Here is a 24400-nt window from a genome sequence, read left to right as displayed (position 1 = left end):
CCTATTTTGATTTGTATTTGGCGAGTTACGCGTTTGCTAACTCATTTTTTGCTTTTTTCAAAATTTCGTCCATATTCGCTTTTGAATCATTTGGCACTTTACGCACATCAAATTTGATGCCTTTGGCTTTTAATTCATCAAACGTATCAACGTCTTCTTGACCCATTGATAATACTTTGCTTACAACGACTTTTCCAACAGAGTGAGCCATTGAACCAACGTTTACTTCTGGGATTTCTACGCCGCCTTCAACCACTTTTAAGACGTCTTCAGGATTTTCAAATAATAATAATGCTTTTGTATTGCCAAAACGTGGATCTTTTGCTACTTCAATCATTTTACTAATTGGAATAACATTGGCTTTTACTCCTGGAGGAGCTGCTTGTTCGATTAATTTCTTACGTAAGTCATCTTTTGCAACGGCATCAGAAACAACAATAATTCTGTTTGGTTGTGTTGCTTTTGTCCAAGCTGTTGCTACTTGACCATGTAATAAACGTGAATCAATACGTGCTAGCACAAATTTAATTTTGCCATCGCCAACAACTGTACCTGGTGGTAACGAACCTTTTGGCTGTGCATCTTCTGTCGCAGCAGCTTTTGGTGCTTCTGCTGGTTGTAACTCTTCTGGTTTAACTTTGACACCATCTTTTGCTGTTTCAAGAATGTGTGTCGCAATTTCTTGTGCTGATTCCATAGAGAAACGAGAAGCATATGCTTCAATAACCATTGGTAAATTCATACCTGCAACGATTGCCCATTTGTCTTTATGATCTTCTAACAATGAGTTCGCTTGGTTAAATGGTGTTCCTCCCCATAGGTCAACTAAAAATAGTACTTCGTCTTGATTGTCAAACGATGCAATGGCTTCTTGCATTTTTGCTTTTACATCATCGGGACCTTCGCTAGGCATTAACGTAACTGCTTTTACATTTTCTTGTTCGCCAAAGATCATTGCACCAGATTGCAAGATCCCTTCAGCAAATTCACCGTGACTTGCTAGGATAATTCCTACCATTTTTATACCTCCTGTATAATTGATGTTTTTTTTCATGGTTGTACTGCTAAACGCTTTCACTTTTTGAAAAAAATCAGATAAATCAGATTCTGACAAAAATAAATGAAAAAATTTCAATAGTTCTTGATTTTTTTCAACATCAGCACTTGCCTTTATCAATACAGTTCATGAAGCAATGATGTTGGTCCTAGGCCACCACATCCTTTCAATGTCTTTCGTCTGTAAAAATTAACGTCAGCTGGCGTTATTTTCTTTGCTACGCTCTTTTTTCAGTAAATCCATCAAATTCACTTGGCTGTCTGCTGCGACTTTTCGAATTTCCAATTCAATACCTTGTTCATTTAAAAACAGAAATGCTTTTAAATCGTTGGCATCCACTGCGACTGCATTCGTAATCATTCGCTTGCCTGTGCTGAAACTCATTCCGCCAATATTCACAGAAGTTAGTTGTACACCGCCTTCGACCACTCGTTTCACGTCCAAAGGATTAGTGAATAACAACATGGCTCGAAACGAATCAAAACGAGGATCAGGGTAAACATCAATCATTTTTTGAACAGTGATGACATTTACTTTGACACCAGGTGGAGCAGCTTGAACTAACAAGGCTTTTCTCAAATTGTCATGAGCAACGGAATCACTAACCACTAAAATGCGATTAATGTTCGTCAATTTTGCCCAAACAGTTGCTACTTGGCCATGAATTAATCGATCATCAATTCGAGCTAAACGAATATCCATTACCATCGGGAATGCTCCTTTAAATTCATTTTTAAAGGTTAGGACCTTTGTCTTTTTACTTAAAAATTTTAGGTAAAAAGGGACACCTTATTATAAGCAAGTTTCGTGCCAACTTTAGTGTATCGGTTCGAAACCTAGAAAATTATAGGTTTTTTTAAGAAAATCAAAAAATCGATACACTAATAAATAGTGTATCGATTTTTCTGTATTAATCTAGTGTATCAATTTCGGTGATTTTATCTTCGATACACTGGGCATTTTTGACTAACTGTGCGATAAAATAAACTTCTTCTGCTGGAACATCCATATTAAGAGCTTCTTCCATAGTCTCAATTGAGGCCACAATCACTGGATAAATTGGTTCTTGAACCAATCGACCAAGTTCCTTTTCTGAAACCGTCAGTGTATCATTCCGTAAAATACGCTCCAACATGCCCGATGTGTGCATAATCAAATTGATATAAAATGTGTACTCTTCTGGCATCGTTAATTGGGTTTGGATATTTTTAGCGAATGACCACAACAGCTCAATGATTTTTTTTCCATTAATGAAAGTGAAACTTTGCTCCATATATTTTAGACAAATTTCTTTTGCTGCCGCTTCGTCCAACGGCTTATTCATTACTTCTTCTTTCCGCTCTGCTAGTAATTGCTGAATAATTTTTTCTGCTTCACCGGAAAAGAAATTTTCCATGGAAATATAAGGAACTCCAATTTTGGGATTGGTAATCCCAGTTGTCGCAATAATTTCATAGTCTTCTTGAATTTTAGGCAAGACTTCTTTCATATTTACAATGGACAAAGGAATCACTTCTAAATGCCAGTCTATTTGTGGCAAGACAGCTTCCTCAATCAGCTCTTTCATTCGGCGCGCAGTTCCTTCTCCAGAAGCGCAGATAGCAATAATTGCTCTTGTTTTCCAATTTTCAATGATTTGTTTCGTTTCACTTTGGCGAATATCGGCATAGCCATGAAAGTTTTTTAAAGACTCGTGAAGTGTTTCCAATTGCGTATCAATTAATGCGGTTTTGCGGGCCGCTTCAAGAACAATTGGCGTGGTCACCATGTCTACTGTCCGCACATCAATGCCTGTCTGGCGTACAATTTCTTCTGAAAACGTACTTAATGAACCCATATCCACCAATAATAGTACGCCATTCTCTTCATTCACTTCACCAACTGCTTCAACGATTTTACGCAAAGCTTCTTTCGGTGGCATATCTAAAGGCATATCCACAGCCTTCAAATTATCAACATTTAACAATTGAGAAACCACTTGTACCATACTGCTAGCGGTACTATTTCCGTGCGCAGCCACGACAATGCCAATCCGGCCAGCCTCAGGATTTTCTCTTAAAGAAATGAGCAAAACAGCTAAATAGTAACTTTCAGATTCAGGAATCTCCATCTGATAACTACTTTCAATAATATTTTTAATTTCTTTTGCTGTTTCAAACTCTGTTGGATAATCTAAAACCATATTTCGAATACTTTCATTTAAAGGATGCTTAGGATCTTTGCCTAATTGGATGCGTTTCAAGAAAGAACTAATGTGTAAACTCATTGCATAGATAAAGTTGGGTTGAAACGAATACGATAACCGCTTCGCTGCAAAATTATAAATTTTCTTAGTGACATCAATAATTCGTTGGTCAACAATTTCAGCCAATTTATTTTCTGTATCAAAGGTGAATCCATAATCTTTGTAGAAAGATTTTAAATGAACATTGATATCCGTTGTAATAAAATTATTAATTAGTTCTTGGTCCAAGCCGTCTGCTTTTAAGAGAGCCGCTTTATCTCCAATAATCTCATATAGATTGTAAGGCAATTCATAGGCATCTGACTGAATAGCTACTAAAGATTCATTTGGTGATACCACTAATTGCGGTTCCAGATATTTCGATAACTCCGACAATACTTCTCGATTACTGGCAAGTTGCATAATGCCTTCTTTAATATTGTCCGTTAATTCGTCCATCGTAATCATTAATTCCTCTTGTTCCATCTGATTAAGGAACCCTCGCGCAGTCACAAGTTGCACATTCGATTTTAGCTGACCGACATTTCCATAAGAAACACTTCCGATTAACGCTTTGACCACATCTTCTGACAAAGAGATTCGCCGTTGAATCCGCGCTGCTTCCATTGAAACCATCACTTTTAGGAGGTCAATTTTTTCTTTCGCAGGACGGTCACTAAAGTTCGGTAATTGAATGATAATCGGAATGCGTCGCACAAAAGTATTCAATAAAGAAGAAGTAGGATTTTCCGTCGTAGCACAAATAATCCGAACATCCGCATGATGTGATTTCACTGTTTCACCTAAACGCGCGTACACGCCGTGATCCATAAAATAAAAAATCATTTCTTGTCCTTCGGGTGGTAACCGATGTACTTCATCTAAAAACAGAATGCTGCCATCTGCTTCATCAATAATCCCTTCTTTCGCTTTCGTAGCGCCTGTGAAGGCCCCTTCTACATACCCAAATAAATGCGACATCAAAAGTTCTGGATTATGCGCATAGTCTGCACAGTTAAACACCACAAACTCTTTTTCTTTGGCCACAATTTGGTTCAGCTTCGCAAATTGAAACATGGCATGAGCAAAATAAGTTTTCCCAGAACCTGTTGGTCCAGTAATTAAACAATTCAAGCCTTTTGGCGGATATAAAATCGCTGCTTTGGCTTGTTCAACCGGCGTTTTCATGCTCCCAGCTGAACCGATAATTTTTTTAAAAATATCTTCAACTTCTGGGGTTTTGCTGGTCGTGACTACTGGTTCAACCAATGGTTCGATAAAAGTTTTTGTGGAGTGATCCATTGATTTTTCCCGATAACTTTTAACTGGCTTGGTTAATGGTCGATGCTGAAACGCCACCTGCGCGACATATTTTACTGGTCGACCAGATAATTTTTTCAAGCGCCCTTCACGAACCAGTTGATTCAAATCTTTACTAGCATTGGTCCGCTGAATGTTTAAACGTTCTGAAATTTCTTGTGTCGTGACTCCCGCATCACTTGTTAAGGTCATTGGCGTTAAATTCTTCGTTTGCTCTTTAACATATTGATAGATTTTTTCAATCCGCTTCATTTTTGATGGCTCCTTTAATCGATACACTAATTAATTTACATGATACAGTGTATCATTAAAAAAATACACTAAAAACCCTTTCATGAAAAAAATTTCTGTTTCACATGAAACATTTTAAAAAAGCGCCTTTTTTCTATAAAAAACCCACCTTTTTATTCGTTTCTGTAAAAAGATTGAAACTCCTTGAAAAAAGGTTCTGTAGCCGATATAATGCAGAGAGGTTCAAGAATATATTAAAAGCGAGGAAAACAATTGATTACTGTTAATGATGTAAGTTTACAATTTCCAGATCGTAAACTTTTTGAAGAAGTGAATATTAAATTTACTCCTGGCAACTGTTACGGCTTAATCGGCGCAAACGGTGCAGGAAAATCAACGTTTCTTAAAATTTTATCAGGTGAGATTCAACCGACAACTGGCGTGGTTTCAATGGGTCCTAATGAGCGACTAGCAACGCTGAAACAAAATCACTTTGACTACGAAGACTACACTGTTTTAGAAACTGTAATTATGGGACATAAACGTCTTTACGAAGTAATGAAAGAAAAAGATGCTATCTATATGAAAGAAGATTTTTCAGATGAAGATGGGATTCGTGCCGCAGAACTAGAAGGCGAATTTGCTGAACTTGACGGTTGGGAAGCAGAACCTGAAGCAGCTGTTTTACTCCAAGGGCTAAACATTCCAGAAGAATTACATGATCAAAAAATGAGCGAATTAACAGCTGGTCAAAAAGTCAAAGTATTATTAGCTCAATCTCTTTTTGGTAAACCAGATGTCTTACTATTAGACGAGCCGACAAATGGTTTAGACACCCGCTCAATCAATTGGTTAGAAGAATTTTTAATCAACTTTGAAAATACCGTTATCGTGGTTTCCCATGACCGTCATTTCCTAAACAAAGTCTGCACCCACATGGCAGATTTAGACTTTAGTAAAATCAAACTTTACGTTGGTAACTATGATTTCTGGTTGGAATCAAGCCAACTAGCGACAAAATTGCAAGCACAATCTAATGCCAAAAAAGAAGAACAAATCAAAGAATTACAAGACTTTATCGCTCGTTTTAGCGCCAATGCCTCAAAATCAAAACAAGCAACGTCTCGTAAAAAAATGTTAGATAAAATTACCTTAGATGACATTCAACCTTCCTCTCGTCGTTATCCATTCGTTGGTTTTACACCAGAACGTGAAATCGGCAATGACTTATTACAAGTTGAAAATGTCTCTGTAACGATTGATGGCAAAAAAATCTTAGATAATATCTCGTTCAACTTAACAAAAGATGATAAAGTGGCATTCATCGCTGACTCAGATATTACAACGACTACGTTATTCAAAGTGATTATGGGCGAAATTACTCCCGATACAGGTTCTGTTCGTTGGGGCGTTACAACTAGCCAAGCTTATTTACCAAAAGACAACAGCAAAGACTTTGAAAAGCCATTAACCATTTTAGATTGGTTACGTCAATTTGCTGGTAAAGAAGAAGATGACAATACGTTCTTACGTAGTTTCTTAGGTCGGATGTTATTCTCTGGTGAAGAGGTACTAAAACCAGTCAATGTTCTTTCCGGAGGCGAAAAAGTGCGTGTCATGCTTTCAAAATTAATGCTTTCCAAAGCCAATGTCTTAGTTTTAGATGATCCAACGAATCACTTAGACTTAGAATCAATCACTGCATTAAATGATGGGTTGATGGCTTTCACTGGTTCAATTCTTTTTGCTTCACATGACCACCAATTTATCCAAACATTAGCGAACCGAATTATTGCTGTTTCTGATAAAGGGGTCATTGATCGGGCAGAAACAACCTATGATGAATTCTTGGAAAACCCAGAAATTCAAAAACAAATGGACGTTTTATTCAGTTCAGATTATTAAAAAATGAGGTCGGGACAGAAGCGTTTAACTCCGAGAAATAAGAAGGAATTTCCAAAAATTGTTCTATAATTTTTGGAGACCAAGTAGGTATTGTTCATCATCGAATCACTACGTTCTTCGTGATTCTCAACAATTTCGGCTTATTTCCGAAGGACCTTCACCAAGTAGGTACGATGATTTCATCTGTTCATGCTTCACAGTGAAACATCGCAACTCTTAGAGCTGTAGCTCTTTTGAAGGCTGTACTGTGACGAGACGCATGTCGAGAAAACACCTTAGAAGTTGTTGAGATCGGAGCAACGCGTAGTGTTGCTTCTGTTCCCGCCGTTTATCAATTTTTAAGCCTGGGACAAAAATCCAAAGTGATTTTTGTCCCAGGCTCATTTTTTATTTTCTTTTTTCACCAAAAGAAAACACAGCAATACAACCTATTCCAGTATGACTAGTAATGGTGGGGCCTAGAGGATAAATCAGTATCTCATTAACTTCTATTTCTTTTTCAATTAATTCTTTGACTTTTTCCGCGTCATCTTTCGTTCCCGCATATGCAATCAATAGTGTTTGTTTCATTGGCTCTACAATGCCTTGAATCGTTTCTTGCGCAATCTTTTGCAAGGACTTGTTTCGTCCACGAGTTTTACCAACGGATGCTAGTTTACCCGCCGCATCCACGCGAATAATTGGTTTAATGTTCATTAAGCCACCAAGTGCTGCCGCTGTTTTAGAAATCCGTCCGCCACGTTCTAAATGTTTTAAATCATCTACCGTTACCCACGAGTGAAGTTTCATTTTTTGCTCTTCAAGATAGGCAACAACTTCTCCTAATGAATGACCATCTGTTTGTAATCGAATGGCTTCTCGGACTAACATCCCTTGACCTAAGCTAGCTGCTTTTGTATCAATAATATGAATTTCTACATTATCGTACTCTTCTTTTAACATCTCTACTGATTGCAACGCACTTTGATAAGAGCCACTTAACCCAGATGAAAAAGCTAAATAAATCACCGGTAACCCTTGCTCCACAAAAGGACGGAAAAATTCATTGTAGCGTCCTACATTAACTTGAGAGGTAGTGGGCATACTTCCATTTTTAATAGCCGTTAAGAAGTTCTGATAATCAAACGTTTCGCCTAAATCATCGCGATATTCTTTCCCGTCAATTTGAATATTCATGCTAATAAAAGGTACTTGGTTTTCTTTTAAGTATGTATACGGCAAGTCACAACAAGAATCTGTCACTAATTGATAATTCACGGACAATTGCCCCCTTCATGTTTTCTTTTATTTTACCATAGTTTTTCATTTTTATATAAAATTAAAAAAGAACGTAAAGGCTGAATTGGCATAAGCCATCCTTTACGTTCCCTTAAAAATCTGCTTAAATTTGTGCCCAAACGCTTTCTAAAACGTTCGTTTGGTTACGGTCTGGACCTACAGAGAATGTTGAAATGCGCACACCAACTAATTCTGAAATCCGATGCACATAGTTACGAGCATTAGCTGGTAAATCAGCTAAAGTTTTGCAACCAGTGATATCTTCAGACCAACCTGGTAATTCTTCATAAACTGGTTTACAGCGGCTTAATTCTTTCAAGCTTGCTGGATAATGATAAATTAATTCACCATCAAGTTCATAAGCTGTACAAATTTTCACCGTTTCTAAACCACTTAACACGTCAATCGAGTTTAATGACAAGTTTGTAATCCCTGATACACGTTTTGAATGACGCATAACTACTGAATCAAACCAACCGACACGACGCGGACGTCCTGTTGTTGTTCCGTATTCTTTACCGACACGACGAATGGTTTCTCCTGTTTCATCAAATAATTCTGTTGGGAATGGGCCGTCACCGACACGTGAAGTGTACGCTTTGCAGACACCAACCACTTTATTAATTTTTGATGGACCAACGCCACTACCGATAGTTACGCCACCAGCTACTGGATTAGAGGAAGTAACAAATGGATAGGTTCCTTGATCGATATCCAACATGACACCTTGTGCCCCTTCAAATAAAACCCGTTTTCCAGCATCTAATGCATCATTTAAAATAACCGAAGTATCTGTAACATATTGTTTAATTTGTTGTCCGTATTCATAGTATTCTTCAAAAATATCATCAAATTCAATGGCTTCGCTATCAAACATTTTAACGAATTGACGATTTTTTTCTTCTAAGTTAATTTTCAAACGTTCCGCAAAAATTTCTTTATCCAATAAATCAGCGATACGGATTCCCACCCGTGCTGCTTTATCCATGTAGGCTGGGCCAATTCCTTTAATCGTTGTCCCAATCTTGTTTTCACCTTTCGCATCTTCTTGCAATTGATCCAATTTAATATGATACGGCAAGATGACATGGGCACGATCTGAAATACGTAAATTATCAGTGGCAACATTATTTTCTTTTAAATAAGCTAATTCTTTTACTAAAGATTTTGGATTCACAACTACGCCGTTACCAATTACACTAATTTTTTCTTTATAGAAAATCCCTGAAGGAATTAAATGTAATTTATACGTTACGCCGTCGAATTTAATGGTATGTCCGGCGTTATCTCCGCCTTGGTAACGAGCGATCACTTCTGCGTTTTCACTTAGAAAGTCTGTAATTTTTCCTTTACCTTCGTCGCCCCATTGCGTTCCAACAACTACTACTGATGACATTCGAACACCTCGTTCATAATTTTTTTGTCCTGAATCATTGTACCAGTAAAACCAGTCCCTTTCAAGGGTAAAAATCGAATATTCTTTCACAATCAAAAGCGTTTCTGTCAAAAATACGAACATTTTTAGTTATGTTTTTGTAAAATAATAAAATATACGAATATTGTTCGTGTTTTACTCTCTGATTTTAATCCCTTAATAAGCAAAAAAACGAACTCAAAAAATGAGTTCGTTTTTTTAAAATTCTGTCCTCGGCGAAAGCGAAGAAAATTTATTATATTCTTTAATGAAAAGTAATTCGACCGTTCCACGCGCACCACTACGGTTTTTCTCAATGATGACTTCTACAACATTGTCAACTTCTGGTGGCTCATGATCACCGTCTTCTCCTTCACCACGATCGTAGTAATCATCACGATAAAGAAAGGCAACGATATCGGCATCTTGCTCAATGGAACCTGACTCACGAATATCACTTAACACAGGACGTTTATCTTGACGTTGTTCCACGCCACGAGAAAGCTGTGACAAAGCGATAACCGGGACTTTTAATTCTTTCGCTAATTTTTTTAATTGACGTGAAATATCAGAAACCTCCTGTTGGCGGTTCTCTTTTCCAGTTCCTTCAATCAATTGTAGGTAGTCGATCAAAATTAGACCTAAGTTGCCTTTTTCTTGTGCTAATTTACGACATTTCGCACGAATTTCGGTAATTTTAATCCCTGGTGTGTCATCAATATAAATATTCGCACGGGACAAACTACCCATCGCAATAATTAAGTTTTGCCATTCTTCTTCAGATAATTGCCCTGTTCTTAAATGGCTGGCCTCAATGGATCCTTCTGCACAAAGCATCCGGTTCACTAATGATTCTGCCCCCATTTCTAAACTAAAAATAGCGACAGCTTTATCTGTTTTGGTGCCGACATTTTGGGCAATATTTAATGCAAAAGCGGTTTTCCCTACCGCTGGACGGGCCGCTAAAATAATTAGCTCTTCCGCTTGCAAGCCGGCAGTCATTTTATCCAATGCTTGATAGCCTGTAGGTAAACCAGTAATCTCTTCATCATTTTGATATAATTGGTCAATATTCGCAATAGTTGTATTTAGAACATCTGAAATTGATAAAAAGCCACTACGATTCCGCTTTTCGGAGACTTCTAAAATGCTTCGTTCTGCATCATCCAAAATAGATTCAACATCTTCACCTTGCTCAAAGCCTTTAGTTACAATCTCTGTAGCGGTTTGGATTAAGTTGCGCAGCAACGATTTTTGTTCAACAATTTTTGCATAATAAATGACATTGGCAGCTGTCGGCACAGCTAAAGCTAAATCTGACAGATAACTTAGTCCACCAACATCTTCTAACAAATTCTCTTGTTCTAGGCGATCTTTGATTGTTACCACATCAATCGCTTCATTTCGGTCGCTTAAGGTCATCATCGTTTGGAAAATCAACTGATGACTACGACGATAGAAATCTTTAGGTTCCACATATTCCATCGCTTCTATTAGCACATCTGCATCTAAGAAAATAGAACCTAAAACGGCTTGTTCCGCTTCAATATTTTGTGGCGGTACCCTATCTTGCAATAATTCATTCATTTTGTTCTCTCCCACGATGTCTTACTTTCTGGTTCATTTAGTCTATCCATTTTAACACAATTTCATTAAAAAAAGTACATTTTTTCTCTGCTGATTTCTCTATTTTTAGTTCACTTTCCAATTTTAAAAAATATACAATTAATAAAAATATAATACTTTCGTTAATTCAAATTGTTGTGTATTTGATTTTTAAATATTATAAAAAATAATTTGAGTAATTTATTTTGCATAAAAAAGAAGCCGGAGAAATCGGCTTCTTTTTTATCGATTGTATTATTCCGCTACGACATGAACCTTAATTTTCGCTGTAACTTCATGATGTAGTTTGACTGGTACGTTAGTGTAGCCTAGAGAACGAATTGGGTTGGCTAATTCGATTTTTCGTTTATCCAATTTTACATTGTATTGTTTGTTTAAGGCTTCTGCAATTTGTTTTGAAGGAATTGAGCCAAATAAACGGCTATCTTCTCCAGCTTTTGCCTTGATCTCTACAACAGTCTTTTCATCTTCTAAAAAGGCTTGCATTTCTTTTGCTTGTGCTAAAACTTCTGCTTCATGTTTTTCTTGGGCTTTCTTTTGACCCGCTAATGCACTCATGCTTCCTTTATTGGCTTCTTTCGCATAGCCGTTTTTAATTAAAAAGTTTTGGGCGTAACCAGTTGGCACTTCTTTTACGTCCCCTTTTTTTCCTTTTCCTTTAACGTCTTGTAAAAAAATGACTTTCATTTCCTTCACTCCTGTTCATACATTTCATTAATATTTTGACGAATTACATCAAGTAGTTGCTCTTTTACTTCTGCTACTGTTACGTTTGATAATTGTACTGCCGCATTAGTAAAGTGACCGCCACCACCTAAATTTTCCATAATAATTTGGACATTAATTGAACCATTACTCCGAGCACTAATGCCAATCTGTTGATCCGTCCGCTTGGTAATGACAAATGCTGCATTAATCCCTGCCATAGAAAGTAATGTGTCCGCTGTTTTGGCAGCTGTGACACTATCATATTCTTTGTCTTCACTCCCTGCAACAACGACGGTATCTTTTGTGACATATTCGCTTTTAGAGATTAAATTGTTCATTTCCAGATAGCTTGTAAGATCAGAACTTAATAGATATTGTACTAAAGATGAGTCTGCTCCACAAGTTCGTAAATAACTAGCCACATCAAATGTTCGCGCCGTCGTTCGTGTATTGAAACTTTTCGTATCAACCACAATTCCCGCCAACATCATGGTTGCTTCAAAGGCCTGCAGTTTATTTGCGCTATTACTTTGGTATTCGATCAATTCTGTGACTAATTCTGAAGCAGAAGAGGCAGAAGATTCAATATAAGAAAGCAAGGGTTTTGCTGGAAATTCGTCTCCTCGTCGATGGTGATCAATGATTACTACTTTATCAAAACGCTCATAGAGCTCTTGTGAGATCGATAGAGACGGTTTATGGTAATCTACCATAACTAATAAGCTACTTTCTTTCTTGCGCTTCATGGCCTCTTTAGGACTAATAATGCGCTCTTCTAATTCTGGGTACTCTTTAATCGCCTCTAACACTCTTTTGACATCGGGAATGATTTCATTTTCATCTAAAACAATCCACGCTTTTCGATTATTAAACGAGGCTAAACGAGCAACACCAAATGCTGAACCTAACGCATCCATATCTGGATAACGATGGCCCATAATATAGATGTCAGCAGATTCCGCAATAATTCCCTTAATTGCCATGCTCATTGCGCGAGAACGTACTTGGGAACGTTTCGTCGTTACTGCCGTTTTTCCACCAAAAAATAACGGCTTCGCTTCATCTTTAGCTTCTTTTACAACCACTTGATCACCACCACGAACTAAAGCTGTATCTAGGTTCGTTTGAGCCGTGGTCCCGGTTTGATCTAAGGTTGGCCCCCCATAAGCAATCCCCATGCTTAACGTAATGGCTACTTCATGGTTAGCTGATTCCTTACGGATCGTATCCAAAATAGAAAATTTTTCGTCCATCATTTTTTGAATATCTTCCCATTGGGCAATGAAAAAATAACGTTCTGCGTTGATTCGCTTATAAAAAACTTTGTATTGGTCCATCCAATCAGAAACCATCGTCGTAATGAAACTATTCAAATAAGAAATTTCTTTCTCGTCCATTGTATCGGTGACATCATCATAATTATCGACAGACACAATGCCAATAGCCGTTTGCATTTCGACTTTTTCTTGATACAAATTACTTTCTTTAGTGATATCTTCAAAAGTAATTGTATGTTGTTCTTTATTGACGCTAAAGCGATAGGTATTTTCGTCAATCGTAAAGATATCTTGGTTTCGTTCTGCTAATTCTAAATAAGACGTAACTTGGCTAGCGGTTAACGTTAGCTGATTGTCTTTATTAAAAATAGAAGCAGCATAAGGATTAAGCCATTCTACCGCGCGTGTTTCCCCGTTATACGTAATAATCCCCACAGGTACTTCATTCACAACATAATCCAACGATTGTTCAGCAATGGAACTTGCTTCTTGAATCTTTTCTACGTTCGTAATTTCTACATCTCTAATCAACAGCCGAATAACCACTAAGAGAAAGATATCTAATGCGATAATTACCGCCAATAGCAGCCATTTATTTGTTAGTAAGAAATAGAGGAGAAATTCTACTAAGAGAAGACCCACAACAATTAAGAAACCGTTTTTTTGAATTCTCTTCTTTTGCATTTTTTTGCCTCCAATCTTTCTGCAGACCTTTGAGGCGACTTGTTCCAACGAGCGTATTGCTCTGGTGATTCACTAGTTATTTCATCCCTTATTTTATCACAAAACACTTCATTCTGCGAACCTTGTTATGTTTCACGTGAAACACTAGTCAAGATAAAAAAGAACCAAAGAGCAAGCTCTTTGGTTCTGGAAATTGTCATAAAATTATTGTTCGTCACTAACGAATGGTAATAATCCCATGATACGTGCGCGTTTAATAGCAATCGTTAATTTACGTTGGTTTTTAGCGCCAGTACCTGTAACACGACGTGGTAAAATTTTGCCACGTTCTGAAATGAATCGTTTTAACAATTCAGTATCTTTATAATCGATGTATTCGATGTGGTTTGCTGCGATGTAGTCGACTTTCCGACGTTTACGTCCGCCTCTTCTTTGTTGTGCCATTCTTGTTCCCTCCTATCAAATTCGTTTAGAATGGTAAATCATCATCTGAAATGTCGATAGATGAACCTGAGCCACCAAATGGATCAGAATCTTTATCGAAATCAGGCATACCGTTATTGTTTTGCGACTGAGAAGATGATGGATTGAAACTATTGTTGTTGTTATTAAATCCAGAACCGGCATTGTTATTACCAAAGCTACGATTTTGTGATTGATAACCATTTTCGTTGTTATTAAAGCTACCGCCGCCAGTTCCTCTTTGTTCTGAAGCAGAACGAGATTCTAACAATTGGAAGTTTTCACAAACCACTTCAGTTACGTAGACACGTTGACCTTGTTGGTTCTCGTAATTACGAGTTTGAATTCTTCCGACAACACCTAATAATGTACCTTTACGGGCATAATTAGCCATTGTTTCTGCGGGTTTACGCCAAATCACACAGTTGATAAAGTCTGCTTCACGGTCACCATTTTGATTCGTAAAGTTACGGTTTACAGCAAGTGTAAAGGTCGCAACAGCTGAACCACTAGCGGTGTAACGTAAGTCAGGATCTTTTGTCAATCTTCCGACTAATACAACGTTATTAATCATTCAAAACATCTCCTTTCGTCAATAAATGTTTCATGTGAAACAAATTATGCTTCTACCTTCACGATCATATGACGGATAATATCGTCATTGATTTTTGCTAAACGATCAAACTCGTTGATTGCGCCAGCTGTTGATGGAGAAGTAACATTAACGATATGATAGATGCCTTCACGGAATCCGTTCATTTCATATGCTAAGCGGCGTTTTTCCCAATCTTTAGATTCGATAACTTCTGCTCCGTTATCTTTTAAGATTGTGTCGAAACGTTCTACTAAAGCAGTTTTTGCTTCTTCATCAATGTTCGGACGAATAATGTACATGATTTCGTACTTCGTATCTTGACTCATTGATTTTCACCTCCCTATGGACTTCAAGGCTCTTAGTTGGCTAAGAGCAAGGAGAACATACCTAAAAAGGTAGTTCACAATCTCTAATTATATGCTAATTGATGGACAAAAGCAAGAAATAGTTTTGAAAAGCCCCAATAAAAAAGTTTCGCCAACTGGCGAAACTTTTTTATGTTATTCTTCTGTTTCTGATGTTGTTTCGTTTTCTGTTGTTTCTACAACTTCAACGATTTCTTCTTCCACTTCTTCTGGTTCTACAACAGCCATTGTTACCACTTTGGCACCATCTTCCATTCTCATTAAACGAACCCCTAATGTTGCGCGTCCTGTTTGAGAAACAGAATCAACGTTAAAGCGGATAATGACGCCTTTGTTCGTAATCAATAAGATATCTTCATCCCCATTGACCGTGGTTAAACCAGCTAATGGACCATTTTTCTCAGTGATATTTGCTGTCTTAATCCCTTTACCGCCACGTCCTTTAACTGGATATTCAGAAGCTTTTGTACGCTTACCATAACCATTTTCAGTAATGACTAGGACTTCTTTATTTTCATCCAGAATCGCTGCGCCGACCACATAATCATTTTCGCGGAGACGGATTCCACGAACGCCTGATGCTGTCCGGCCCATATCACGTACAGTATTTTCATCAAATGTGACAGAGTATCCTGCATGTGTTCCGATAATCATCTTCTGATTGCCATTAGTCGTTACTACGTTAACTAACTCATCATCTTCTTTTAAGCTAATGGCGATTAATCCATTACTACGGATATTAGAAAAGGCTGTTACGGCTGTCCGTTTGACAGTTCCTTTTAAGGTTGTGAAGAACAAGTATTTACCTGCTTCCGCTTTGCCCTCAACAGAAATAATCGCTTGAATTTTTTCTGCAGAATCAATTCCCAGTAAGTTAATTACTGGAATTCCTTTTGCTGTTCTACCGTATTCAGGGATTTCGTAACCTTTTGCTCGGTAAACTTTCCCAGTGTTCGTAAAGAATAATAACGTGTCGTGTGTTGAACAAGAAACTAGGTTTTTCACGAAATCATCATCATGAACGCCCATCCCTTGGACACCACGTCCGCCGCGGCGTTGCGCCCGGAATTCGGAGTTTGCCATCCGCTTAATGTAGCCGTTATTGGTTAATGTAATCACGACTTCTTCTTCTTCGATTAAATCTTCATCTTCAAGACTTAGGACTTCACCTACTAATAGTTCTGTACGTCGTGCATCACCAAATTTTGTGCGAACGTCATTTAACTCTGTTTTAATGATTTCAATGACGCGTTCTGGGCGGGCTAAAATGTCCTCTAAGTCCGCAATGAATTTCAATAGCTCTTGATATTCATTTTCAATTTTGTCGCGTTCTAAGCCTGTTAAACGGCGTAAACGCATATCTAAAATCGCTTGCGCTTGACGATCTGAAAATTCAAAGCGTTCAATTAACGTTGCTTTTGCTTCATCATCTGATTGTGACCCACGGATAATGGCAATGATTTCATCGATATGATCTAAGGCAATTCGTAGACCTTCTAAAATATGCGCCCGTGCTTCTGCTTTGTTTTTGTCAAAAATCGTCCGGCGAGTAATGACTTCTTTTTGGTGCTCGACGTAATTTTCTAAAATACGTTTCAAGCTTAAAATTTTCGGTACACCTTTTTCAATGGCTAACATGTTAAAACCAAAAGATGTTTGTAAGGCAGTCATTTTGTACAAGTTGTTTAACACAACAGAGGCACTCACATCTCGACGAACATCGATGACGATCCGCATGCCTTCACGAGAAGATTCATCCCGCAAATCAGTAATTCCTTCAATTCGTTTATCTCTGTGTAATTCAGAAATTCGTTCGATTAATTTGGCTTTATTCACCATATAAGGCAATTCAGTTACTAAAATACGTTCTTTTCCATTCGGCATTTCAGTCAATTCAACTTTTGCACGAACAGTAATCGAACCTTTCCCTGTTTCATATGCTCGACGAATCCCTGATTTCCCCATCACTAAACCGCCTGTTGGAAAGTCTGGTCCAGGTAACACTTCCATCAATTCATTCGTCGTTACATCAGGATTGTCCATCAATAAACTTGTTGCATCAATCACTTCACTTAAATTGTGTGGTGGAATATTTGTTGCCATCCCCACCGCAATCCCCGTTGTTCCGTTAACTAGTAAGTTTGGAAAACGAGCAGGTAAAACTACTGGTTCTTGTTCTGAATCATCATAGTTTCCTTGGAAATCGACTGTATTTTTGTTAATATCTCGTAGCATTTCTAAAGCAATTTTACTCATACGTGCTTCGGTATAACGCATAGCGGCAGCGCCGTCACCATCGACAGAACCGAAGTTTCCGTGGCCGTCAACTAACATAGCCCGATAACTAAAAGGTTGTGCCATCCGCACCATTGATTCGTAAATCGCAATGTCCCCATGGGGGTGATATTTACCCATAACATCCCCAACAATCCGGGCTGATTTTTTGTGTGGTTTATCAGGGGTTACCCCTAATTCGTTCATTCCATATAAGATTCGGCGATGAACAGGTTTTAAACCGTCACGAACGTCAGGTAACGCGCGGGCTACGATAACACTCATTGCGTAGTCAATGAAAGATTCTTTCATTTCGCTGGTCAGATTGACGTCTTGAATGTTTTCTTTAATTTCTTCACTCATGAATTTTTTCCCCTCTAAATATATGTTCTAGCGTCTCTTACAACGTTGCGACACATTAAATATCCAAGTTTTTCACGTAATGGGCATTTTCTTCGATAAACGCACGACGTGGTTCCACACGATCGCCCATTAGCATTTCAAAAATTTGGTCAGCTTCAATGGCATCATCGACACTCACTCGCGCCATTAATCGTTTTTCTGGGTCCATTGTTGTTTCCCAAAGTTGATGATCATCCATTTCACCCAACCCTTTGTAACGTTGAACACTTGGTTTTGGTGAAGCAGGTAATTCTTCTAACACTTTTGCTAGTTCCTCTTCAGCATGTTTGCCCGGTTGAACGTAGGTGATGTTTTTCCCTTGTTTCACACCATATAGTGGTGGTTGGGCAATATACACATAACCAGCTTCAACAATTGGCCGCATGAAGCGATAGAACAAGGTTAATAACAACGTTCGAATATGCGCACCATCGACATCGGCATCGGTCATAATCACTAGTTTGTGATAACGTGCTTTAGAAACATCGAAATCTTCGCCGAAGCCTGTTCCCATAGCTGTAAATAATGACCGAATTTCTTCATTGGCTAAAATTTTATCCATGCTGGCTTTCTCAACATTCAAGATTTTCCCACGAATTGGTAAAATGGCTTGGAATTCACGGCTACGGCCTTGTTTTGCTGAACCGCCGGCCGAGTCTCCTTCGACGATAAATAATTCGCATTTTTCCGGATCTTTACTTGAGCAATCAGCCAGCTTCCCTGGCAAGTTGCTAATTTCTAACGCGCCTTTACGACGGGTGACTTCACGGGCTCTTTTAGCGGCTAAACGAGCTTTTGAAGCCAACATGCCTTTTTCGACAATTTGTTTGCCGACTGTTGGATTTTCCATCAAGAATTTTGTAAAGTATTCTGAGAATAAACGATCCGTGACGGTCCGTACTTCTGAGTTTCCTAATTTCGTTTTGGTTTGTCCTTCAAATTGAGGATCTGGATGTTTGATGGAAACCACTGCGGTTAAGCCTTCACGAACATCTTCCCCAGTTAATTTTTCATCGTTTTCTTTCATCAATTTTTGTTTACGTGCATAATCATTAATCACACGTGTTAAAGAAGTTTTAAAACCAGATTCATGCGTTCCGCCTTCATAAGTATGAATATTGTTGGCAAAACTTAAAATATTGGAGTGGTAGCCATCTGTATACTGCATTGACACTTCCACTGTAATATCTTGTTGCTCTCCTTCAATGAAGATTGGCTCTGGGAAAATAACGTCTTTATTGGCATTTAAATGCTCAACATAACTCTTAATCCCGCCTTCATAGTGATACTCTTTTTTATCTTCTTGTCCTTCACGACGGTCTTCAATTGAAATGTGTAAGCCTCGATTTAAAAAGGCTAATTCACGAACCCGTGTTGCTAATTTATCAAAATCATAAACGGTTGTTTCTGTAAAAATTTCAGGATCTGGAATAAAGTGAACAGTGGTTCCGTGACGATCCGTTTCTTCGATAACTTTTAGGTCATCAACAACCGCACCACGACGATATTCTTGGTAATACACTTTGCCATCTTTATAAACACGAACATCTAAACTGGTCGATAAAGCATTAACAACAGAGGAACCAACACCGTGCAAGCCACCTGATACTTTATAGCCGCCACCGCCAAATTTCCCGCCGGCATGTAGCACTGTAAACACTGTTTCCACAGCTGGGCGACCTGTTTTGGCTTGAATCCCGACTGGAATTCCACGACCATCATCGATAACAGTAATACTATCGTCTGGTTCGATAATTACTTGAATTGATTTAGCAAATCCTGCTAAGGCTTCGTCGATAGAGTTGTCAACGATTTCCCATACTAAGTGGTGTAACCCTTCGCCACTAGTAGAACCTATGTACATACCAGGACGTTTCCGGACAGCTTCTAAGCCCTCCAAAACTTGAATCTGACTAGCGTCATATTCTTGCGCACGTTCTCTCATGTTTTTTTCTTCTTCTGTCATGTCGCTGAATTCCTTTCTATCTTGCCTTGTTGAACATAAAAAATATCTGGTTCAACTGTTAGCTTGTCTTTTATGTGATCTAAACTAGTTGTCGTTAAGAACGTTTGAACTTTGCCTTCAATCGTTTCTAACAAGTGAATTTGACGTTCATTATCTAATTCACTCATGACATCATCTAGTAATAACACAGGATATTCTCCTGTTTCTGAATGCATCAAATCAATCTCTGCCAATTTAATACTTAAAGCTGTCGTCCGCTGTTGGCCTTGTGAGCCATACGTTTGAACATTTTGACCATTGACAATAAATAGCAAATCGTCACGATGAGGGCCTAAAAAAGTATTCGCTTTAAACAATTCACGCTTACGATTGTTCATTAATTGTTGGAGCAATTGATTTTGAAGTGCTTCTAAGGAAAGATCCGTGTTGTCAATTGGGATGCTTGATGCGTAGTCAATGGTGAGCGTTTCGCGTCCATGACTAATTTTTTGATGGAGTAAGTTTGCCCAGTGTTCTAATTTTTTAAGAAAACCTAACCGAGCGTATAGAACTTTCCCGCCAAATTCAGCTAGCTGCTCTGTCAAAATATCCAGATAAACAGTATCTGTTTGTTTCTTTTCAGCTAGTTGTTTTAGGTATTGGTTCCGTTGCTTTAAAACAGACTGATATTGGACAAGATCATAAAGATAAATAGGACTCACTTGTCCGAGTTCCATGTCAATAAATTTCCGGCGGACTTGAGGTGAGCCTTTCACCAAAGATAAATCTTCTGGGGCAAATAAAATAACATTCAGTTGCCCAATGTACGCACTGAGCCTTTTTTGCTCAATGTGGTTAACCTTGGTTTTACGTCCTTTGTTGGAAATTAAAATTTCCAACGGTACGGTGCCTGTCTTTTTTTCAACCACACCGCTAATTTTAGCTGCTGCTTGTTCCCAGCCAATTAATTCTTTTTCATTGCTGGTTCGATGACTTCGTGTCATTGCTAGAACATAAATGCTTTCTAACAAGTTGGTTTTTCCTTGGGCGTTTTCGCCTAAAAAAAGATTTAACGTTTTTGGAAAATCTAAGCTGACTGTTTCATAATTACGATAATGCTGAAGTGTCAGCTCATTCAGCCGCATCGTCGGACTCGTTTCCGTTTTTCACCATAAAAAAAGTACCTTCTTCAGGTATCTCAATCATCATGCCCGCATAAAGTTTCCGTCCGCGACGATTTTCCAACTCGCCATCAACAAACACGCTATTGTCTGCCAAATACCATTTGGCTTGGCCGCCACTACCAATGACGTTGATTTCTTTAAGAAACTGACCAAGCGTTATATACTCAGTTGCTAAAACAAACGTTTTTTTCAATGTGCATCCCTCTTTTTTCTAATACGTTCTCATATATATTATACCCTTTTTCATAAGAGAAAACAAATTTATCTGTCTAATTTTCATTCTAAGCAATTTTAATTCTAAATGACCGAAAATATTATTAGGATAAAAAAACTCTTAAAAAGCATTTTAAAACGGAAATTGATATTTTCTTGAGAAAAAAGGGGCCTGATTTGGCAGAAATGACGAGTAGCGTTTAACTAAAAAACAATTAGGGGTAACTCAAAAGACAAACGAAGAGGGCGTGCATTGAAGAAAAGTAGCTTGTAGAGGTCTGAGCGTCGTTTTAAGCAACGTGAACTTCTTTCACTAGGAAATATTCATAAAAAAATGAACAGCCCTTAAACGAAAAATTAAAGGGCTTTTTTCTTTATCCCCGAAAAAAAAGGCAGAATTTATTCGTCAAACGATAGTTCAAACATTCACAATATAATTAGCGTAAAAGCTATTACGATTTTAAAAAGCTTATCTAGCAGCGTTTATCGGCTTTAAATAGACGACAAAAAAGAACCTTCGGCGATCATAGTGATTTTCCGAAGGTCTTTTTTAAACATGATTAATTTGTACGAACCGGTGTAATTAGTTGAATGAAATCTAGTTCTGTTTCGGTTGGCTCCAATGTAAACGGACGAATTGGAGAAAGGAATTTCACGGTAATATTCATATCGCCAAACGCTCGCAACGCATCTTTCATATAATCTGGGTTGAAAGAAATATCCAACGCTTCACCAGAAACATTTTCATAGTTTAACGCTTCTTCGACTTTTCCAATTTCAGGTGAATTTCCATATAAAACAACAGAATCTGGTGAAATTGAAAGGCGAACAATATTGTTACGTCCTTCATGAGAAAGTAAAGAGGCACGTTCGATTGCTGAAAGCAATTCTGGTACATAAAATTCAATTTGCGTGTTATGGCTAGTTGGAATTAAACGGTTGGTATCAGGATAATTTCCTTCTAACAAACGAGAATAGAAGTACATTGTTTCTGTTTTAAATAGCACTTGGTTTTCCATAATGCTGATTTCAACCATTTCTTCTTCATTGGTTAATGAACGAGAAAGTTCAGTTAAACTTTTTCCTGGAATTACAATGTTAAAGTCTTCTACTGCTTGTTCTGTCGGGATCACACGTTGACTTAAACGATGTGAATCTGTCGCAACGGCAAGTAATTTTTGATTTTCTAAAATAAAGTGAACCCCAGTTAAAATTGGACGACTTTCGTGCATCGATACAGCAAAACCTGTTTCACTAATAATTTTTGTCAATAAATGAACAGGTAATTTCATTTGGTTTTGAGTATCAATTACTGGTAAGTGCGGATAATTATCCGCATCTAATCCATTAACCGTAAAATCAGCTTTTCCTGAAGTAATTGCAACTTGATTGTTATCTAGAACTTCCATTGTGAACATATCTTCTGGTAATTTACGAATAATTTCGCCAAAGAAACGAGATTGTAAAACGATGCTACCTGTGCGTTCAATGGTCATTTGAGCTTTTTCATCGTCTTTACTTAAAAAACTTTCAATTGAAATATCCGCGTTACTCCCAGTAAGTGATAAGCCATCTTCTGATAAGACAATTTTAACACCTGTTAAGATTGGAATCGTTGTTTTAGAAGAAATTGCTCGTTGAACAGTTTGTAATTCTTGTAAAAAGACACTTCGTTTGACCGTTAATTTCATAATGTAAACTCCTTTTTAAGTATTTTCAATACGTTCTAATTTTGTACGCCACTGTTTTGTATATTATATATAAATAAATAATAAAAGTAATAGGGCATGTTGATTCTGTGGAAAAGTCAAAAAAGCATTGATTTTACTGAGTTATCCACTTGTGTATAAGTTGTGGATAACTTTGTTCTTTTTTGTTTAGTTTTCCACATCCTAAGAGTTCAATAAATTTTTAATTTCACTGACTTCTTTTTGAATCGCTGGATCTTTTTCCAATAATTGCTGAATCTTTTCGTGCGCATGAATCACCGTTGTATGATCTTTGCCGCCAAATTCGGCACCAATTTTTGGCAAGGAATTGTCGGTCATTTCTCTAGCAAGATACATTGAGATTTGACGAGGAACCACAATTGTTTTCACCCGTTTTTTCCCTTTTAAATCCTTAAGTGGCACATGATAATATTTGGATACTTCTTCTTGAATTTGTAAGATGGACAATTGATTTTTACTACCAACTGATTTTAGAGATTTCAAGGCGTCCGCCGCTAAACTAGTGGTAATATCTTCTCCATTAATAGTTGCAAAGGCTTGAACGCGGACCAAAGCACCCTCTAATTCACGGATATTAGAATCGATTTGACCAGCAATATAACTTAGTGTATCATCCGGAATTTCTAAACGCTCGGCATCTGCTTTTTTGCGCAAAATTGCAATTCGTGTTTCTAAATCAGGCGGGGTGATATCGACAGACAAACCCCAAGCAAAGCGAGAAACTAATCGTTCAGGTAATTTTGGAATATCATTCGGCGGGCGATCACTTGTTAAAACAATTTGTTTATTTTCATTGTAAAGATCGTTGAAGGTATGGAAAAATTCTTCCAATGTTGCTTCTTTTTCCGCCAAAAATTGAATATCATCGACTAATAATAAGTCAACATTGCGATATTCTTTCCGAAATTGTTCGGATGTCTTTGTTTGAATTGAGTTGATAAATTCATTCGTAAACGTTTCGCTACTAACATATTTGACTTTGGCATCTGGTTGATTCACTAACATTTGATGACCAATGGCATGCATCAAATGGGTTTTCCCTAACCCTACACCGCCATAGAAGAAAAGGGGATTGTAAATCGAACCCGGATCCTCGGCAACAACAAGCGCTGCAGCGTGAGCCATTTGGTTTCCTTTACCAATAACGAAGGTGTCGAAAGTGTACTTAGGATTAAGCATCGCTTTTTTACTTTGTTCACTAAAAACAACTTCTTCTTCGGCAGGTTCTTCGAGTTCTTGTGCCAGTGCTGCGTCTTTTTCATCGGCAACAACAAAATGGGGCATCACTTCTGCACCGGTCAATTTAAATCCAGTTTCGACAATTTTTGCCGAAAGATTTTTTTCCCAGTAATCACGATGAACTGCAGAAGGGACTTCTAGCCACAATTGATTGTTGTCTAATTTCAAAGGGCGTGTGGTTTTAATCCAAGCATCAAAACTTGGCGCCGACAAAATCGCTTGATAGGCTTCTTCAAGGCTATGCCAAAAACTTTCCACGTCGGGCAT

18 protein-coding genes are annotated in these 24400 nt (G+C 37.8%); 1 reads left to right on the top strand and 17 read right to left on the bottom strand.

Annotated elements, in window-relative coordinates; all coding sequences use genetic code 11:
• Positions 1 to 25 precede the first annotated feature (25 nt).
• The 3 genes from IGL07_RS00090 to IGL07_RS00080 all read right to left on the bottom strand — a co-directional run bounded on the left by IGL07_RS00090 (position 26) and on the right by IGL07_RS00080 (position 4853).
• A complete protein-coding gene (locus tag IGL07_RS00090; RefSeq protein ID WP_002356030.1) occupies positions 26 to 1018 on the bottom strand; it encodes a mannose/fructose/sorbose PTS transporter subunit IIA in 993 nt (330 codons plus the stop codon).
• Positions 1019 to 1252: 234 nt separating this feature from the next.
• A complete protein-coding gene (locus IGL07_RS00085; RefSeq protein ID WP_002385473.1) occupies positions 1253 to 1765 on the bottom strand; it encodes a mannose/fructose/sorbose PTS transporter subunit IIB in 513 nt (170 codons plus the stop codon).
• Positions 1766 to 1967: 202 nt separating this feature from the next.
• The gene (locus IGL07_RS00080) at positions 1968 to 4853 is read right to left on the bottom strand and encodes a sigma 54-interacting transcriptional regulator (RefSeq protein ID WP_002415226.1); all 2886 of its coding nucleotides are present in this window, start codon (positions 4851 to 4853) and stop codon (positions 1968 to 1970) included.
• A gap of 252 nt (positions 4854 to 5105) precedes the next feature.
• On the opposite strand from IGL07_RS00080, the gene IGL07_RS00075 reads away from it, so the two are divergent.
• On the top strand, positions 5106 to 6737 hold the full coding sequence (locus IGL07_RS00075; protein ID WP_010816942.1) for an ABC-F family ATP-binding cassette domain-containing protein: 1632 nt from the start codon (positions 5106 to 5108) through the stop codon (positions 6735 to 6737).
• Positions 6738 to 7124: 387 nt separating this feature from the next.
• Here IGL07_RS00075 and IGL07_RS00070 read toward each other — a convergent pair whose 3' ends face one another.
• From IGL07_RS00070 to dnaA, 14 genes are all read right to left on the bottom strand, one after another.
• Positions 7125 to 7994, bottom strand: a complete 870-nt coding sequence (locus IGL07_RS00070) for a DegV family protein (RefSeq protein ID WP_002359214.1) — start codon at positions 7992 to 7994, stop codon at positions 7125 to 7127.
• 124 nt (positions 7995 to 8118) lie between these two features.
• Positions 8119 to 9411: an adenylosuccinate synthase gene (locus IGL07_RS00065; protein WP_002376293.1), complete on the bottom strand. Its 1293-nt coding sequence runs from the start codon at positions 9409 to 9411 to the stop codon at positions 8119 to 8121.
• 237 nt (positions 9412 to 9648) lie between these two features.
• Positions 9649 to 11016: a replicative DNA helicase gene (gene dnaB / locus IGL07_RS00060; protein WP_002381331.1), complete on the bottom strand. Its 1368-nt coding sequence runs from the start codon at positions 11014 to 11016 to the stop codon at positions 9649 to 9651.
• Positions 11017 to 11289: 273 nt separating this feature from the next.
• A complete protein-coding gene (gene rplI / locus IGL07_RS00055; RefSeq protein ID WP_002356023.1) occupies positions 11290 to 11742 on the bottom strand; it encodes a 50S ribosomal protein L9 in 453 nt (150 codons plus the stop codon).
• A 5-nt stretch (positions 11743 to 11747) separates the two neighbouring features.
• The gene (locus tag IGL07_RS00050) at positions 11748 to 13772 is read right to left on the bottom strand and encodes a DHH family phosphoesterase (protein ID WP_002363542.1); all 2025 of its coding nucleotides are present in this window, start codon (positions 13770 to 13772) and stop codon (positions 11748 to 11750) included.
• Positions 13773 to 13928: 156 nt separating this feature from the next.
• The gene (gene rpsR, locus IGL07_RS00045; RefSeq protein ID WP_002356021.1) at positions 13929 to 14168 is read right to left on the bottom strand and encodes a 30S ribosomal protein S18; all 240 of its coding nucleotides are present in this window, start codon (positions 14166 to 14168) and stop codon (positions 13929 to 13931) included.
• A gap of 25 nt (positions 14169 to 14193) precedes the next feature.
• Positions 14194 to 14760, bottom strand: a complete 567-nt coding sequence (gene ssb / locus IGL07_RS00040; protein WP_002364599.1) for a single-stranded DNA-binding protein — start codon at positions 14758 to 14760, stop codon at positions 14194 to 14196.
• Between the two features lie 44 nt (positions 14761 to 14804).
• Positions 14805 to 15107 (bottom strand): 30S ribosomal protein S6, encoded by a 303-nt coding sequence (rpsF, locus tag IGL07_RS00035; protein ID WP_002356019.1) that lies wholly within the window; start codon positions 15105 to 15107, stop codon positions 14805 to 14807.
• 174 nt (positions 15108 to 15281) lie between these two features.
• The gene (gene gyrA / locus IGL07_RS00030; RefSeq protein WP_002383521.1) at positions 15282 to 17783 is read right to left on the bottom strand and encodes a DNA gyrase subunit A; all 2502 of its coding nucleotides are present in this window, start codon (positions 17781 to 17783) and stop codon (positions 15282 to 15284) included.
• A 55-nt stretch (positions 17784 to 17838) separates the two neighbouring features.
• Complete coding sequence (gene gyrB, locus IGL07_RS00025; protein WP_002359210.1) at positions 17839 to 19788, bottom strand: DNA topoisomerase (ATP-hydrolyzing) subunit B; 1950 nt, start codon at positions 19786 to 19788, stop codon at positions 17839 to 17841.
• A complete protein-coding gene (gene recF, locus IGL07_RS00020) occupies positions 19785 to 20912 on the bottom strand; it encodes a DNA replication/repair protein RecF (protein WP_002356016.1) in 1128 nt (375 codons plus the stop codon). The genes gyrB and recF overlap by 4 nt, the downstream gene beginning before the upstream one ends.
• Positions 20899 to 21144, bottom strand: coding sequence for a S4 domain-containing protein YaaA (gene yaaA / locus IGL07_RS00015; protein ID WP_002356015.1), 246 nt, complete (start codon positions 21142 to 21144; stop codon positions 20899 to 20901). Before yaaA ends, recF begins: the two co-directional genes overlap by 14 nt.
• 580 nt (positions 21145 to 21724) lie before the next feature.
• Positions 21725 to 22855, bottom strand: a complete 1131-nt coding sequence (gene dnaN / locus IGL07_RS00010) for a DNA polymerase III subunit beta (protein WP_002356014.1) — start codon at positions 22853 to 22855, stop codon at positions 21725 to 21727.
• Between the two features lie 201 nt (positions 22856 to 23056).
• Positions 23057 to 24400, bottom strand: a complete 1344-nt coding sequence (gene dnaA, locus IGL07_RS00005; RefSeq protein ID WP_002356013.1) for a chromosomal replication initiator protein DnaA — start codon at positions 24398 to 24400, stop codon at positions 23057 to 23059.

This window comes from Enterococcus sp. DIV1368f (assembly GCF_051712245.1).
Lineage (GTDB): Bacteria > Bacillota > Bacilli > Lactobacillales > Enterococcaceae > Enterococcus > Enterococcus faecalis.
This window is presented reverse-complemented; position numbering and strand designations above follow the sequence as displayed.

Excerpts from the sequence above, each read along its gene's own strand:
- IGL07_RS00090 (WP_002356030.1), bottom strand. The coding sequence starts at position 1,018 with ATGGTAGGAATTATCCTAGCAAGTCACGGTGAATTTGCTGAAGGGATC.
- IGL07_RS00085 (WP_002385473.1), bottom strand. The coding sequence starts at position 1,765 with ATGGTAATGGATATTCGTTTAGCTCGAATTGATGATCGATTAATTCAT.
- IGL07_RS00080 (WP_002415226.1), bottom strand. The coding sequence starts at position 4,853 with ATGAAGCGGATTGAAAAAATCTATCAATATGTTAAAGAGCAAACGAAG.
- IGL07_RS00065 (WP_002376293.1), bottom strand. The coding sequence starts at position 9,411 with ATGTCATCAGTAGTAGTTGTTGGAACGCAATGGGGCGACGAAGGTAAA.
- dnaB (WP_002381331.1), bottom strand. The coding sequence starts at position 11,016 with ATGAATGAATTATTGCAAGATAGGGTACCGCCACAAAATATTGAAGCG.
- rplI (WP_002356023.1), bottom strand. The coding sequence starts at position 11,742 with ATGAAAGTCATTTTTTTACAAGACGTTAAAGGAAAAGGAAAAAAAGGG.
- rpsR (WP_002356021.1), bottom strand. The coding sequence starts at position 14,168 with ATGGCACAACAAAGAAGAGGCGGACGTAAACGTCGGAAAGTCGACTAC.
- ssb (WP_002364599.1), bottom strand. The coding sequence starts at position 14,760 with ATGATTAATAACGTTGTATTAGTCGGAAGATTGACAAAAGATCCTGAC.
- rpsF (WP_002356019.1), bottom strand. The coding sequence starts at position 15,107 with ATGAGTCAAGATACGAAGTACGAAATCATGTACATTATTCGTCCGAAC.
- gyrA (WP_002383521.1), bottom strand. The coding sequence starts at position 17,783 with ATGAGTGAAGAAATTAAAGAAAACATTCAAGACGTCAATCTGACCAGC.
- gyrB (WP_002359210.1), bottom strand. The coding sequence starts at position 19,788 with ATGACAGAAGAAGAAAAAAACATGAGAGAACGTGCGCAAGAATATGAC.
- recF (WP_002356016.1), bottom strand. The coding sequence starts at position 20,912 with ATGCGGCTGAATGAGCTGACACTTCAGCATTATCGTAATTATGAAACA.
- dnaN (WP_002356014.1), bottom strand. The coding sequence starts at position 22,855 with ATGAAATTAACGGTCAAACGAAGTGTCTTTTTACAAGAATTACAAACT.
- dnaA (WP_002356013.1), bottom strand. The coding sequence starts at position 24,400 with ATGCCCGACGTGGAAAGTTTTTGGCATAGCCTTGAAGAAGCCTATCAA.